The sequence below is a fragment of the Sporomusa aerivorans genome, from assembly GCF_041428895.1.
Taxonomy (GTDB): Bacteria; Bacillota; Negativicutes; order Sporomusales; family Sporomusaceae; genus Sporomusa; species Sporomusa aerivorans.
Genome location: NZ_CP156926.1, coordinates 5,588,303 through 5,603,426, shown reverse-complemented (window position 1 = coordinate 5,603,426; position 15,124 = coordinate 5,588,303). Strand labels below are relative to the sequence as shown.

Annotated in this window: 13 protein-coding genes; 9 read left to right on the top strand and 4 right to left on the bottom strand. The window is 45.1% G+C overall.

Annotated features, from left to right (window positions below; genetic code table 11):
- Positions 1–7: 7 nt before the first annotated feature.
- Together SATMO3_RS26690 and SATMO3_RS26685 are read right to left on the bottom strand one after the other, a co-directional pair.
- Positions 8–649, bottom strand: a complete 642-nt coding sequence (locus tag SATMO3_RS26690; RefSeq protein ID WP_371381803.1) for a dienelactone hydrolase family protein — start codon at positions 647–649, stop codon at positions 8–10.
- Between the two features lie 185 nt (positions 650–834).
- Positions 835–1,476, bottom strand: coding sequence for a M23 family metallopeptidase (locus SATMO3_RS26685; RefSeq protein WP_371373444.1), 642 nt, complete (start codon positions 1,474–1,476; stop codon positions 835–837).
- A 379-nt stretch (positions 1,477–1,855) separates the two neighbouring features.
- On the opposite strand from SATMO3_RS26685, the gene SATMO3_RS26680 reads away from it, so the two are divergent.
- Together SATMO3_RS26680 and larA are read left to right on the top strand one after the other, a co-directional pair.
- The gene (locus SATMO3_RS26680) at positions 1,856–3,157 is read left to right on the top strand and encodes an MFS transporter (RefSeq protein ID WP_371373441.1); all 1,302 of its coding nucleotides are present in this window, start codon (positions 1,856–1,858) and stop codon (positions 3,155–3,157) included.
- Between the two features lie 68 nt (positions 3,158–3,225).
- Complete coding sequence (larA, locus tag SATMO3_RS26675; protein WP_371373438.1) at positions 3,226–4,521, top strand: nickel-dependent lactate racemase; 1,296 nt, start codon at positions 3,226–3,228, stop codon at positions 4,519–4,521.
- Between the two features lie 180 nt (positions 4,522–4,701).
- Here larA and SATMO3_RS26670 read toward each other — a convergent pair whose 3' ends face one another.
- Together SATMO3_RS26670 and SATMO3_RS26665 are read right to left on the bottom strand one after the other, a co-directional pair.
- Entirely contained in the window at positions 4,702–5,814 is a 1,113-nt protein-coding gene (locus SATMO3_RS26670; protein WP_371373435.1) for a glycosyltransferase family 9 protein, read from the bottom strand.
- 183 nt (positions 5,815–5,997) lie between these two features.
- Complete coding sequence (locus tag SATMO3_RS26665; protein ID WP_371373432.1) at positions 5,998–7,059, bottom strand: glycosyltransferase family 4 protein; 1,062 nt, start codon at positions 7,057–7,059, stop codon at positions 5,998–6,000.
- A gap of 165 nt (positions 7,060–7,224) precedes the next feature.
- Here SATMO3_RS26665 and SATMO3_RS26660 point away from each other — a divergent pair, with 165 nt between their 5' ends.
- The 7 genes from SATMO3_RS26660 to SATMO3_RS26630 all read left to right on the top strand — a co-directional run bounded on the left by SATMO3_RS26660 (position 7,225) and on the right by SATMO3_RS26630 (position 15,098).
- Entirely contained in the window at positions 7,225–8,202 is a 978-nt protein-coding gene (locus tag SATMO3_RS26660) for a glycosyltransferase (RefSeq protein WP_371373429.1), read from the top strand.
- A 61-nt stretch (positions 8,203–8,263) separates the two neighbouring features.
- Entirely contained in the window at positions 8,264–8,578 is a 315-nt protein-coding gene (locus SATMO3_RS26655) for a hypothetical protein (protein WP_371373426.1), read from the top strand.
- Positions 8,579–8,602: 24 nt separating this feature from the next.
- Entirely contained in the window at positions 8,603–8,875 is a 273-nt protein-coding gene (locus SATMO3_RS26650) for a hypothetical protein (protein ID WP_371373424.1), read from the top strand.
- 157 nt (positions 8,876–9,032) lie between these two features.
- Complete coding sequence (locus tag SATMO3_RS26645; RefSeq protein ID WP_371373421.1) at positions 9,033–9,956, top strand: glycosyltransferase family 10 domain-containing protein; 924 nt, start codon at positions 9,033–9,035, stop codon at positions 9,954–9,956.
- A gap of 209 nt (positions 9,957–10,165) precedes the next feature.
- On the top strand, positions 10,166–11,233 hold the full coding sequence (locus SATMO3_RS26640; RefSeq protein WP_371373418.1) for a Gfo/Idh/MocA family protein: 1,068 nt from the start codon (positions 10,166–10,168) through the stop codon (positions 11,231–11,233).
- Between the two features lie 242 nt (positions 11,234–11,475).
- Positions 11,476–12,354 carry a DMT family transporter gene (locus SATMO3_RS26635; protein WP_371373414.1) on the top strand — a complete coding sequence of 293 codons (879 nt, stop codon included), beginning with the start codon at positions 11,476–11,478 and terminating at the stop codon, positions 12,352–12,354.
- Positions 12,355–12,506: 152 nt separating this feature from the next.
- A complete protein-coding gene (locus SATMO3_RS26630) occupies positions 12,507–15,098 on the top strand; it encodes an EAL domain-containing protein (protein WP_371373411.1) in 2,592 nt (863 codons plus the stop codon).
- Positions 15,099–15,124 lie beyond the last annotated feature (26 nt).

The following is a 15,124-nucleotide window of genomic DNA, read 5'->3' as shown; positions in this document are numbered from 1 at the left end:
GTCACGCCTAAACCTTAACTGGCGCCAGATGCAAATTAAACCAGTCAGCGGCATAGTCAGCCACTTGCTCAAGAGTACCTGCTTCCTCGAACAGATGAGTTGCACCCGAAACCAGTATGAGCTTTTTGGTAGGCTGCAATTGCTTAAAGGCCTCTTCGTTCAGTTCTATGACACCATAATCATGGCCGCCTACCAGCAGCAGCACGGGGCTGTTTACCCGCTGCAAGTCATTTCCTGCCAAGTCAGGCCGGCCACCCCGGGAGACGACGGCCCGGACCATAGTCTCCCGGGCAGCTGCTTTCAAGGCGGCTGCAGCGCCTGTGCTGGCGCCAAAATAGCCAATTGGCAGATTGGACGTTTGTACTTTGTTTTGCAGCCAGCTGGTAACTATGAGCAGCCGCTCGGTGAGCAGGTCAATATCAAACCTTGTAGCGTAATTGCTGTCTTCTTCTATTGTTAATAGATCCATGAGCAAGGTAGCCAGTCCGGAATTGTTTAATACACGGGCAACAAAATTGTTACGGGGACTGTGACGGCTGCTGCCGCTGCCGTGGGCGAAGAGTATAATCCCCTGCGGGTTTACCGGCACCCTGAGTTCTCCCTCAATCAATGCTTTATCTGTCGGGATATGCACTAATTCTTCTGTCATATTCAAGTTTTTTCGCCCCCTGCAGTTCCATAGGATCTTGCTACTATTACTATACCGACAACTGTCGCAAGCTATACAAACTTTATTCCTGGGCGTGTCTGGGCTGAAAGATCATTGCCGCTTAATTATAAAAGCAGCCATAACCTCATTTTAGTAGAGGCTATGGCTGCTTTGCGGTGAGATATCTAAGGCAGCAAATACTTCATAGGATCGACAGGCTCATTATTCACGCGGACTTCGTAATGTACATGCGGACCGGTGCTTTTGCCGGTACTGCCGGCATAAGCAATAATTTGTCCTTTTTTTACCTGCTGACCGGTACTGACGGCCAGGCGGGAGTTATGGCCATATAATGTAGCAATACCGTTTCCGTGATCAATCTGTACCAGATTGCCATAGCCGCCGGCCGGGCCGCTTACTACAACTTCGCCATCCGCGGTTGCGGCTACCGGCGCCCCCATAGTATAGGCAATATCAATACCGGCATGCAATTCATTACCGTCGCCAAACGGTGAGACCCGCCAGCCAAAGCCTGAAGTAATGGTGCCTTGGGCGGGCCAGATGGAAGGCATCATTGCCAGATTCACGGCAGGTTTAGGCTGGGAGACAAGGGGCGGTATGGGTAAACTTGCGGCGACGGCGGGAATTGCTTCATTGGCTGCAGCCGTCTGCGAGGCCAGACCTGCGGGCAGGCATAATTGAACAAACAGTATGACGGTTGATAAAAGTAGCACACATAGCAAAGATATACGCCAAGGTGCGGAATTTGTCAGCAGTTTCACGGCAGTTGCTTTTCTTGCATTCCAAATTTCTGAAAGACGTGGCATGCCGGCCCTCCTTAAAAACAGTATGCGGGAATCAAAGTAACGATGTAAGCGTCAGTTTGTCCACTACTTAACATTATAACGGAATTCAAGAGATTTTGCTTGCCTGGATTTTGAAATATGGGAAATAGGCTTAAGTATTTTAAACAAAAAGGCTTAAGAGAATAAGAAAATGCTTTTATTATGTATAATGTATAATTACATGTGTATCTTAAATTTGGTATTTAAGATACGCAAATATATATAATACATGATAAATTGTTAAAAAGAGTCCCTGTTGACGAGAATTTAAACAATCTCTATAATGTGAAATAAGTACTTGTGTCTGTGTGGAGTACATAATGGGATTCTGGTAAAATTAAAAACGACTGGAGGAACTTACATGGAGCCGGCATCAACGACAACAACAGTGGCTAATGCAGATTCTGCTCAGCCGACAAGACAACGGGTAGTATTAGTGGCAATTCTGCTATTAACTTTGCTTGTTGCCTACCTGGATCGGGTAAATGTTTCTGTTTTGCTTGCCGACAATGCATTTCTCACAGAAATGGGGATCAAAGGACAACCTGTGCAAATGGGCCTCTTAATGACATTATTCTTAATTGCTTATGGTGTAGCCAACGTTGTTCTCAGCCCTTTGGGAGACTATATTGGTCCACGGAAAGCCATGTCAATTTCCATTTTGCTATGGACCATCTCGGTTGTTATCGGCGGTTGGGCGGCAACTTTCGGCACTATGCTTGTTGCCCGTGTAATCCTGGGTATTGGGGAAGGCATGCATTGGCCGATGCAGAGCACCTTTGTGAAAAACTGGTTTCCCCCCAATGAGCGTGGTAAGGCAAATGGGGTGTGGCTGATTGGTTTGATGGGCGGTCCTGCCATGGCTATGCCCTTTTTCACCTGGATAGTTTCTACCTGGGGCTGGCGACCGAGCTTTTTTGTTCTCGGTGTTCTTGGGCTTATTCCGTTGGCATTGCTGTGGTTTTATGTGACAGATCATCCCCGGCAGCACAAGCGGGTTAATAAGGCGGAATTAGAGTATATTGAAAGTGCGCTAAAGATTGAAGCTGAGGAAGAGTCCAAAATTAAGACAGAAAGTCTGTCAGAACGCATGAAGTCCTTTGTGCTCAACTATCGTTTCTGGCTATTAACAATTAACTATTTTTGTATTGCCTGTGTCTGGTGGGGAACTATGGCCTGGCTGCCTTCCTATCTTAAGGCGGCACGCGGTTTTTCCTGGACGCAGATGGGAGCTTTATCTTCCCTGCCATACATTTTGGGCACTCTCAGCATATTGTTCTTTGGACATCTTGCCGATAAATTCGGCCGGCGGGCTCCTTTTATCGCCATTGCCCATCTTGGCTCAGCGTTGGGGATTTATTTCGGTGCAACGGCCGCCGATAATCTTGCCGCGGCGTTGTTAATATCTGCCGGAATCGCCTCGATTGCCATAGCCCTGCCTTCCTCGTGGGCTATCCTTCAGCAAATTGTTCCGGGTAAAGCCATTGGGGCCGGCGCCGGTATGATGAATGGCCTCAGTAATGGCGGTTCTGCCTTTTCGCCTGTTTTAATCGGCTTTTTCATTAGTCTCAGCGGCAGTTATGTCGGTGGAATGATGTTTTTGGTAGGGATTGCGGTCCTCGGCTGTATATGTATGACAATTCTGGCATTACAAAAATATTAAGCCCACAAAAAATTATTGCAGGAATACACACATTGAGCTAGTATATGGGTACTAGGGGGGATAAACGGATGCTAAAAGAATTTGTTTTGGGTTTTGGTGATAAAGAGGTTAAACTCGCTTTGCCGGAAGAACAGATAATCAACGTTGTGGAAGGCAGACCTGCTGACGCAATTAATGACGTGCCAGCAGCGGTAAAAGAAGCGTTACGCAATCCTATTGATTCACCGCCTTTGGCGAAAGTCGTAACCGCCGGCGACAAAGTCGCCATTATCGCCAGTGACATCACACGCCAATGGATAAAATATGACCAGTTTTTACCGACACTTTTGAACGAACTTAATGATGCTGGAATACCCGATGGCGATATCAAGCTGGTCGTCAGCCTTGGCGCTCACCGTCACCACACCGACAAAGAAAATATACTTGTTTATGGTCAGGAAGTAGTCAACCGTGTTGAAATTGTGCAAAGCTACGCTCCGGCGAGTGAAGATTTTGTTCATGTAGGCAAGACGACGCGGGGTGTGGAAGTATATCTCAATAAACATGTGGTGAATGCCGATAAGGTCATTATGACCGGGGGCATCGTCTACCACTTAATGGCTGGTTTTGGCGGCGGCCGTAAGGCGGTTATGCCTGGTATCTCCGGCTACTCGACCATCCAGGGCAACCATAGTTTTTGTCTGCATGATATAGTCGGCCAGGGGATAAATGCCAGCTGTGTTTCCGGAAAGCTGGAAGGCAACAGTATGCACGAAGATATGACCGAAATGGCCGCAATGCTAAAGTCTGCCTTTCTGTTAAATGCCGTTTTTACACCGGAAGGGAAATTTGCGCGCTTTGTCGCCGGGCACTGGTATAACGCCTGGCTGGAAGGCACGAAAACGGTTGCTGAAATTTTCGGCGTGCCTATTAGCGCCAAAGCCGATCTGGTTATTGCTTCGGCCGGTGGTTTTCCCAAAGACATCAATTTGTATCAGGGTTCAAAAACCACGGATAATGCCTTTATGGCGGTCAAGGACAACGGTGTCGTTATCGTTCTGTTAGAGTGCCGTGATATAATGGAACCGCCTGACTTCAGCGGCTGGTTCAATTACGAATCGCTATATGACCGGGAAGTAGCACTGCGCAAAGCTTTCACCGTACCTGGCTTTATTGCTCTGAAAACCGGTCTTATGGCCAAGCAGGTTCCGTTCATAGTTGTCACTCTGCCGGAGAACAAGGCCTTTATTGAGAAAGCCGGCTTGATTGCCGCTACTACAATTGAGGAGGCCATGACCATTGCTGAAGAAAAGCTTGGCCGGAAGGATTACACCATTAATGTTATGCCGCATGCGGCTAATACAGTGCCGCTGGTACAGGAATAACCCCAAATTTTTATCTGTAAGCTGCAGTAAGTCTCTTGCGGGACTGCTGCAGTTTCTTTTGCGCAAAACAGGGGGACAGGGACTGTGTTTCGCAAAATTACAGGAAGATTCATTGGCTATCAGATGGTGTTTTAACAGTTGTACAGCCGCAGCAGAGTACAATATATAACGTCACTAGGATTATTTCAATCTATCCAGGTCCCTAATGGTTGGATATTCTGCCCGGGATTTTTGTACCAGACCATTGCTTAGCTTTGAAGCCGTTAATATAGCCTCGGCGGACCGGATAACTTCCGCCGGCTTGATGCGCCGCATACACAAATTTCTATGGCAGCTGTTTTTTACAGCATCTTTGTGCCAGCAGGGAGAACAGTACATCGGCTTATTCAGGATAATATCACAGGATTGTCGCGGACCCCAAATCTTCGGATCGGTTGGTCCCATTAAAGCGATTACTGGAGTTGGAAAAGCCTGGGCTATGTGCATTGGGCCGGTGTCTACAGTAATAAGCAGGTCGGCTTGTTTAATTAAAGCTCCCAATTCTCCTAATGACAGCGTACCGCCCAATACTTTGGCCACATGGCCGGCATAACTGTTTATGGCGTTTAGCATAGGACGCTGACTGCGAGTACCAATGAGATAACAGTCTGCAACTTTTTCCAGTGCCTGCAAAACGTGGCTGTAACCGCTAATTGTCCAGTTTTTTTGTGTATCATCGCTAAATGGACAGAGGAGCAAAAGCGGCCGCCCTTTTTTGCGCAGATGTGGCAGCTTTTTACTTAAGCTGCCCTCTTCAGACGCGCTGACCACAAATTCAATGTCTGTGTCTTCGGCCGTGATACCAAGTGTAGAGAGCACCGCCAGCTGATTTTCCGTCTCATGCCTTATTGCCGGTGAGATTGACGGTACCACATGCGTCAAATATCTGCTACTGCCATGCGTATCAAATCCGGCGCGATAGACCGCGCCGCTTAGCCAGGCCAGCATGGGATCAGCGGAACCGTAGGGGGATGACAGCGCCAGATCATATTTGTCCTTTCGCAACAGTTGAATCAGTGCCGTTAGTTTGTCCCGGTCTTGCTGCCAATCCTTAATATTGTAAGGGATTACTTTATTTATATAAGGATTATGATAAGCTGCTGCGGCCTGAGGCATACCTGCCAGCATGTCAATGTCCGCATGCGGCAAGAAGCGCTTCAGAGCCCGGGCAGTAGGGCAGGATAGGACGATATCACCGATGTGGGAAATGCTGACCATCAAAATTTTGTTCAGTTGTTCCAGTGGAATCGGCACAGTGATCACCTCGCCAGTGGATATACAGAAACCGGTCGCTGCAATTACCTCAAGGAGGAGTCTGAGCTTGCATAATGGTAGATAAGCCGCCGGTGAGGCGGGCAGCTATCCGCTTCCAGTCGAACCGGGCTTTAATCAATGTATAGGCCCGTTTAGCTATGCTTGCCGCCAGTGCGGGATTATTCAGAAGTGCGAGGATACAGGCCGGCATATCCTCGCACTCACTGAGCTGCCATCGTTCTGGCTTATTCCCCGCGCTCCCACGTTAGTAGTTACAACAGGTATGCCTGCTGCCATATATTCCAGCATTTTCAGATTTGTGCCTGAACCGGAGCGGACGGGGTTTAACGCCACATCAGCCAGACTAAATAGTCGGCGTTGTTCTTGCGCGCTGATAATACCAAGCAGAGCAACATTATCAGGCAAGTTGTGGTTAGTAAAAGCCTCACATACACTTCCTGCCAGCATAAAAGTAACGTCAGGCAATTGCACTGCCATTTCAACCGCTTGCCCGGCCGCCTTCAGGTTTGGCGGGAAATGGCTCCCCATATAGATTGCCGAGGGGCGGTTAATATCTTGGGCAGCTTTAAAAAGCTGTCTCTGCTCATAGGAAACATAAGGGAGTATCTCTGTGTCTGCTCCATTCGGTATAATGATAAACTTATTGCCAGAAATGCTATAAAGGCTGGCTAACCTGCGGCTATCCTCCAGAGAACATGCTGCAATAATTTGACTTAATTCACACGCTGCCTTTTCAGCTTGCCTGACATCGTCCAGTAAATGGCTTAGGCTGGGCGGCAGGATTTGCCGGTGTAAATCATACTCAACATTGTGAGCATCGTAAACGAGGATGCGATTGCCGCCTAATTGCTGTGCTGCTCTATACAGATAAGGGTGAGCGAGTATGATGATGCCGGCGTCCTTGGCCTGCTCGTTTGCCACGTGAGCATATTCCGGTGTAAGGCTTACGGCCTTGGGGATGATGGCGCAGGTGGAAAACCCGGATTCACGGAAGACCTCAAGTTCCATCTGGCAATGGGGTGTACTTTTAGGAATCATGATCTGCTGAAGTCCGGGTGCTATCAGCTTATAAGACCGCCGGTCAGCCAAGCATAGGATGATTACGTCAAAAGCGCGGGCGACATGCTTATATAAGTGAAATATACGACCTTGTCCGCCACTTATGGGAGGATATACAGGAAAAGGGCTGAGAACTACAATCTTGGCTCTTGGCTTTAAAGACATTGAAAACACATCCGTTCTGATAGGCTGTGATGGGGATGCTAAATTATATGTAGGGGCTGGAAGATGATAACCAGACGTAACAAAAAAAATGCGGGTGATCCCGCATTTTTTTTGTTGCGTCTGAATACAGATTCGATAGAAAGAGTCGGCGGAGGAGGGCAGCTTTTGCGCGTATTATTTTTGGAAAGTCACTCTATGTGGCTTGATGGCTTGCCGAACGGATTTCGTGATGCCGGACATGAAGTACTTGTATCAGGCTCTCTAACAGAAAAGAACATTCCGGCAATTATTTCTGAGTATAGTCCTGACCTTATCATCATGCTGGGCTGGACGGAAGAACATGTGGGTATCAAAAGAAAGTGGATAAGAGAGCATGTCACTACAACCGGCATACCGTTTGTCTACTGGGCAACAGAGGATCCTATTCACACGAATGTACTGACAGTGCCATTCATCAAACAAGTCCGGCCCCGGTTTGTTTTTACCGTAAGTAAGGAAATGGTACCTTATTATGAGAGCTTGGGATTTCCCTCTGCGCATCTTGATTTTGGTTACCATCCCTGTATTCATAAACGGGAAGAGAAGCTTGACGGCTATGCGTGCAGCATTGCCGTGGTGGCTAATGCTTATCCCGGTGTAATTAAGGTTTATCCGCAGTTTTACAGGCTGCAGTCGCTGCGGACGCTGATCAGTCCACTGCTGAAAGCCGGTTATCGTGTTGATTTCTGGGGATCAAGATGGACTGAAATGGAGGAAATCCTGGGATGCAGACTGCCGCGAGAGTATGTGCATGGCTATTTGCCGTATCCGGAAGCTTATAAGGTATATAATTCAGCCGACATTGTGCTTGGCCTCCAAAACACGACCAGCCAGGTTACTATGCGGACGTATGAAATCCTCGGATCGGGAGGCTTCCTGCTGACGTCAAATACACCAGCTGTAACCGATTTATTCGAACCCGGACAGCATTTAGCAGTAGCAGCAACACCGGAAGAAACTGTAGAAACAGTTCAATACTACCTGGACCATCCTGAGGAGCGGGAAAAAACCCGCCGACAAGGTCAGACGGCTGTAGCCTGCCATAGTTACAAACATCGGGCGGAGTCTATTGTTCATCTATTGCGGCAAAGGAAAATCTTATAAATGGTTCTATTAGTTATGCTCTTACATAGAAATAAGTAATTAAGAAAAAGGAGGTAAAAACATGGCTATTTGTAAGGATATATGTTGTGAGCAACTTATCTGTGACTTACAGGATGATAGTAACTTGAGTGTGCTCTTATATACTGTTGACGGATTTTCCTACTATGGTCAAATCAAAAAGATCATTGACCATAAAATTGCGTTGCTGGTACCGGGCCTGGGGCAAAACCAAGTGATTATCAGACATCCGGATCAGACTTTTTGTCCCCAGGGAACGTCAATCATTCGCGAAGATTTTACATATCTTGATCTGTGCAAAGTTGTCGCCACTACAACCAACCTAATTAGCATACCAGACGGTTTTATACCGTGCTGACTCTAGAGAAGGGAGGATTTATTAATGGAAGACAAGTTCGATTTTGAATGTGTAGAAAGTGATACCCTCGCTCAGATCCTGCATAGATTAATACACCACAATGTTGAAGTGATAGTAGTAGGCGGCTGGCTGTATTCCGGTAAAATAGTCGCCGTAGAAGATGACCAGATAATTTTATGTGATGTTACAGTGACCTCCAGTGGGGGATTGACCTTAAGCACTTTTGAAGTAGCGAGGGTCGCGATATGTCTGGACACTATAATATCGGTCGGTAAATCATCCCTCGTTATGTGGTGACTACTAGGTACAGCGTATTGCTCAAGTTTGATTGTCAACGGGCTCTGAGGTGATTAAGTCATGCATGCCGGCAGTAACGTAATGTAAAAACAAAAGCACCTCCGACGAACTGAGGTGCTTTTATTTTTATATTAGCAAGGATCAGGCGGGAGGCAATATGAAAACTATATATCTAAAGTTCGTCGATTTCTGGCATGAATTCAATATGACTAACAACATATTTTTAGACTGTCTAAAGAAACATTACAATGTTATATTGAGTGATAATCCCGATTACATTATTTATTCCGTGTTTGGGCATGAATATTTAAAGTATGACTGTGTCAGAATCTTTTATACTAGTGAAAATATAAGACCTGATTTTAATTTATGTGATTATGCTATAGCATTTGACTGGATGATTTTTGAAGATAGATATATACGGCTGCCTGTGTATATGCTCTACGAGGCAGACCTTGAAAAGGCAATGGCAAAACATAGGATATCATTGGAGGATCTGAGTAAAAAACACAGGTTCTGTAACTTCGTTTATTCGAATGTTAATGCTCATTCTGCCAGAACTGATTTTTTGGAACTGATGAATGCCTACAAAAAAGTGGATTCAGGCGGGGGGTATCTGAATAATCTTGGCTATCGTGTTACCGACAAACTAAAGTTTCAGGAAAACTATAAATTTTCTATTGCCTTTGAGAATTCATCAACATCCGGCTACACAACAGAAAAAATTATACAAGCTTTTGCGGCTAAGACAGTGCCGATATATTGGGGAAACCCTGTCATCAACAGAGAATTTAGCACTAAATCTTTTATAAACTGTCATGAATATAATTGTTTTGCGGATGTAATCAAAAAGATTATAGAAATTGATACAAATGACGACATCTATGCCGATATGTTGAAAACTCCTATATATCAAAACATAAACTCTACAGATATACTGAGCCTTTCAAGCTTAAGGAATTTTTTAGAGGGCATATTTAATCAAGAAACTGACAGGGCCTTCAGGCGAGCAAAAAGCTTACATGAAGTCTGTTATGAAAAATTACGGTATTTTGTACTAAACTCAAGGCGGTTTTTATGATAAAACCAGGTGAATACTTTTATACCCCGTTCTTGGATTGTTTTAGGCTCTAATTTAAACCTTTGGACATGATTATATAAAGCAAAACAAGTCCCGGAACTTGCTGGTCTTATGAATGCTTTTATCAATACATGCTAATGTGATATAATGTGCTCAGAGATTCCGGGCTAATTTGGATAAAAGTGCAGAATTTGGAGAGAAGTATACAAATGAATAAAATCAATTATGCAATAGTAGGGACCGGCTCAATCGTTCCTACTCATGCCCAGGCCATTGCAAACATACCGGATGCTGCGGTGATCGCTGTTTGCGGTAAGGATATCGCCAGGACACAAGAGATTGCTGCTCGATTTAATTGCGACTGGTATACGAACTATCAGGAAATGCTGCAAAGAAAAGATATTGATGCAGTGTCTATATGTACTCCCAGTGGCTTGCATGCCGATCTGGGAATAGAAGCAGCACTGGCGGGCAAGCATGTCGTTATCGAAAAACCCATTGATATCTCATTAGAAAAAGCAGACGCGCTGATTAGAACGTGTCAACAGCAAGGCGTGAAGCTGGCAGTTATTTTTCAAAGACGTTATAGCGACGGGATTATCACTCTGAAGCAGTTCCTGGACCAGGGGAGATTGGGAAATCTGATTTTTGGCGGATGTTATATTAAGCTGTTCCGTAGTCAGGAATACTACGATAGCGGCGCCTGGCGAGGGACCTGGGAGCTGGATGGCGGCGGCGTGCTAATGAATCAGGGCATTCATTATATTGACATGTTGCAGTACCTGGCAGGCCCTGTCGCGGAGGTTAAGGGGCATTGCGGCACATTTGGGCATACCGGACTCGCAGTTGAGGATACCGCTTCTGCAGCCATAAAATTTCAATCCGGCGCGTTAGGTGTTATTGAAGGTACTACCTGCGCCTATCCCGGTCTGGTTTCACGCATCGATCTCTATGGGACGGAAGGCAGCGCGGTTATTGAAAATGAGGTGCTCACATCTGTTCAACTAAAGAACGGCTATCAATATAAAGCAGGCAGCAGCACCGAGAACGCAGGCGTTAGCAGCCCTGATATTTCCTGCGAGTGTCATCAGCGCCAATTCCAGGATATAACCACGGCGATAAAGAATAATGTGGAACCTGCTATTAACGGCAGTGAGGGACGAAAGTCGCTGGAAGTGATTCTGGCAATTTATAAGGCCGCTTTTACAGGCAACAGAGTGACGTTGCCGCTGGCCGACAGTTTGTTTTTAAAAGAGTTGGCTAAGACCGGCTGGTAAAGTCTGCTATAGCTTTATTGATTATCAAGAGAAGTGACAATAGCCTGTGATCAGGTGTTGTCACTTTGTTGCTTTTTTGTGTATTAAATAGGGCCGTGTACACTGAACTGACTCTTGACACCAGGAGTAAAATTAGAGTATAAAGTTCAGCCCGCTGCGGAGTGAGGCGTTGAGGTTTGGTATTTTGACGGCCTACTTAAATATTTTAAACGGCGGTTCTGCGTGAAAAGGGTGTGGCTTGTATGGCATATATATTACTTTTAACTGCCGTTGTGATGTGGAGCTTTGTTGGGGTTTTAGTAAAGTACGCCTCGCTGATGGTGGATAGTAATACGATTACTTTCTGCCGGTTTTTCTTTGGCGTGGTTTTCCTGGGCATTTTGATCAAAACAAATCAGCAGGATTTTAAGTTGGGCTGGCACAATAAATGGGTGTGGATTGGCGCAATTAGCAAATGCATTAATTACATTTTCGAAAATATTGCCATAGCAATCGGCTTTGCTTATGGCAATATTATTAATCTGCCAATCCAGACCGTTTTTCTGGCGATAATGTCAGTGTTCTATTTTGGCGAAAATATTACTTTTAGAAAAATAATAGCTATTGCACTGTGTATTGTTGGTGTAATACTTGTTAGTTGGAAGGGCTCTTTTGCTGCATTAATCAGCGCTAATTTAACAACGGTTTTATTCATCATTTCGGGTATAGGTGCAGGTGTTCATATTCTGAGTCAGAAAAAGCTTATCGGTCAGATGGACTCTGCTAACATGAACTTCTCGACATTTTTGTTATGTACAGTTATAACCGGTGCGCCAGTTACTCAAACTTTCCATACTAATGGTGAGTTTTCAATGACTGGTTTATTTTCTTTAGTGGCTTTAGGTCTTATTACCGGGATTAGTTTCTATATTAGCTCAAAAGTGCTGGCAAAGCTTCCGTTGCTTACAATCGCTATTGTGACTAATCTTAGTGTAATCTTTTCCCTCCTCTGGTCCTGGGTTTTCTTTAATGAACCAATTACCGGGTATATAATATCTGGCGCCGTCACGTTTATTATTGGTATTGTATTTTTGAGCATGCCGGCAAAAGAAAGGCTCAGTGAAGCGGTAAAATTTGAGTGAGGTATCCCGCTGGATTGCCTGAATGAAGATTTATAAAATAATAGACAAGGTGTATTGATTATCTTACAATTAGTGCATATCAATAATATCGAGTTTTGAAGCGTCAAAAGAGAAAAAACTACGGCAAAAAAGGCTATTGTGGAGTGAAGATTTTGCAAAAAATATTTCTATGGCTTGATAAGACATGGACGCGGCTCCTGCTGGCTTTTCTTGTCTGCGGCATTGGGTTGAGTATTACGTTGGGATTGTTGCTGCAGGAATTTGAAAAAAATACTTATGAATATCGTAAACTCGAACTAGCGCGTATGACTGAAATGGCGTTAAATACAATCCGGCCGATTATAGAACAACGAGTACAGGACACATTGACCAGAGAGCAGGCCTTGACAAAAATCAGGGAAGAAGTTCGCCGGATGGTTTTTCATGACTTCGAGGGCTACAATTACATATTTATGAGTTCTTACGAGGGGGAAATATTGGTACAGCCGTTCGAGCCCGCAATGGAAGGGACTAATCAGCTGTATTTGCGCGATGCAAACGGTCTGCCGATCATTGCAATGTTAATTAAGAAAGCGCAGGAAGGCGGCGGTTTTGTTACCTATTATTATCATCCGCCAGGGCGGCAGCATCCGCAGCAAAAAATCTCCTATGTGCTGCCGATTCCGGAACTCGGGGTATATATCGGCTCAGGTATGTATGTGGAAGATATCCATATAAGCAATTTTCAATTGTTCAGCAATTTGTTTACAGCTGGTTTAGGGGCGCTGGCCGTAATCTTGTTTGTCCAATATCTGATTTTCCATCCCCTGCTTACAAGTTACAGAATGGTAATCGATGCTTTTGGCAGCCTCAAAGAATATTTTAACCCGAAGCTCAGGCTGCCGGTTTCTAGTTGGCACAAAGGCTCGGAGGCCTCAAAACTGCTAACCGGCTTTAATCAGCTTCTGGCGGATATTGAACAGAAGACAGAAGCCTTACGGCAAAATGAACTGAAGTTCCGTACATTGTTTGAATGTGCCAATGATGCTATTTTTATATTACATAATGGTATTATCATAGACTGCAACTACCGGACAGAATTACTTTTCGCCCGTCCGCGCAATAAAATTATCGGTACTACGCCCGGGGAAGTATCGCCGGTGTATCAGTCTGACCGGCAACTATCCAAGGAAAAGGCCAAAAATATCGTACAAAATGTGTTTGATGGTCAGCCCTGTGTTTTTGAATGGCGGCATTTACGCGGTAAGAACGAATTTGATGCCGAAGTGAGTCTGGGCAGATTTGAAATTCAAGGGAGGACCTATCTGCTTGCTACGGTCAGGGATATTTCTGAGCGAAAACAGTCAGAGGCGCAGTTGCAGGCAGTTCATGAAGAACTTTTAGCCAGTTATGATGAACTTGAGGAAATGAATAGCGGTCTTAAGACGAAGGAGGAGCAGATTCGCCATTTGGCATATCATGATGCTCTGACAGGCTTACCCAATCGCCGCTATATTACAGAACTTCTGAGCGAAATACTAAGCAAATCAGAGGATAAGGAAATTCAGGGAGCCGTTTTTTTCTTTGATCTGGATAACTTCAAAATGATAAACGATTCCTGCGGGCATGCCGCCGGTGACCAGGTACTCATTCAGTTTTCCCGGGAATTAACGAATGTGTTTGGTGACAAGCATTCTGTGGCACGGTTTGGCGGAGATGAGTTTGTTGTCGTATTGGACGGCACTACTTGCCAGGAAGAAATTGAAAAGTATGCCGAACGCATTCTAAAGATAACCCGAAAGTATGTTACTATCAGCGGTCAGCGTTTCCGGTTATCTGCCAGTATCGGCATTGTTCTTTACCCGCGGGATGGCATGAATGTCGATGAGATTTTTAAAAATGCGGATACTGCACTTTATGCAGTGAAAAATGACGGTAAAAATGCATGGCTTTATTATAATCCTGTGATGCAGGCGAATATAATTCAACGGGTGAGTTTTGAGCAAAGCCTGCGTGACGCGTTGTTTAACGATGAGTTTAGTCTGCATTATCAACCGATTGTAAGTGCCCGTGAAGGTAAAGTATGTGGCTTTGAGGCCTTGCTAAGGTGGCAAAGTTCTAATTATGGCGTTGTTCCGCCTATGACATTTATCCCCATTGCTGAAGAGTGCGGGTTAATTATTCCTATTGGCAATTGGGTACTAAAAAATGCCTGCCAATTCGCCTTGCGATTATTGGAAAAAGGCTATAAAGACTTTTTTGTAGCGGTCAATATTTCTGTGAAGCAGTTGAAACATCCCGATTTTGTTGCTAACGTTCGCGAACTGCTGGCGGAAGCCGGGTTGCCGGCAAGCTATTTGGAATTGGAAATAACGGAAACGGTACTGATGGATGCCATTGAAGACAATGTTAAAAAACTATTGGAACTAAAAGAGTTAGGTATTAAATTAGCATTAGACGATTTTGGAACAGGCTACTCCTCTTTGACCTATCTTAAGCAATTACCTATTGAAGTCCTTAAAATTGATAAGTCGTTTGTTGCTGACTTGACAGATTGCGAAAAAACAGTCGGGATGATTGAGTCGATTATCCAGCTTTCGCACAGGCTGGGCATTCAGGTAGTTGCCGAGGGGGTAGAGACGTCTGAGCAACAGCTTAGTCTGCAGGGGTATGACTGTGACATGACGCAGGGATATCTAACTTGCCGGCCAGTGCCTGACAGCGACGTTTTCGTCTTTTTGGAGAAAAAATCCCGTCCTGGTTAGTGCGGGGTAACTATGAATTTAATTAG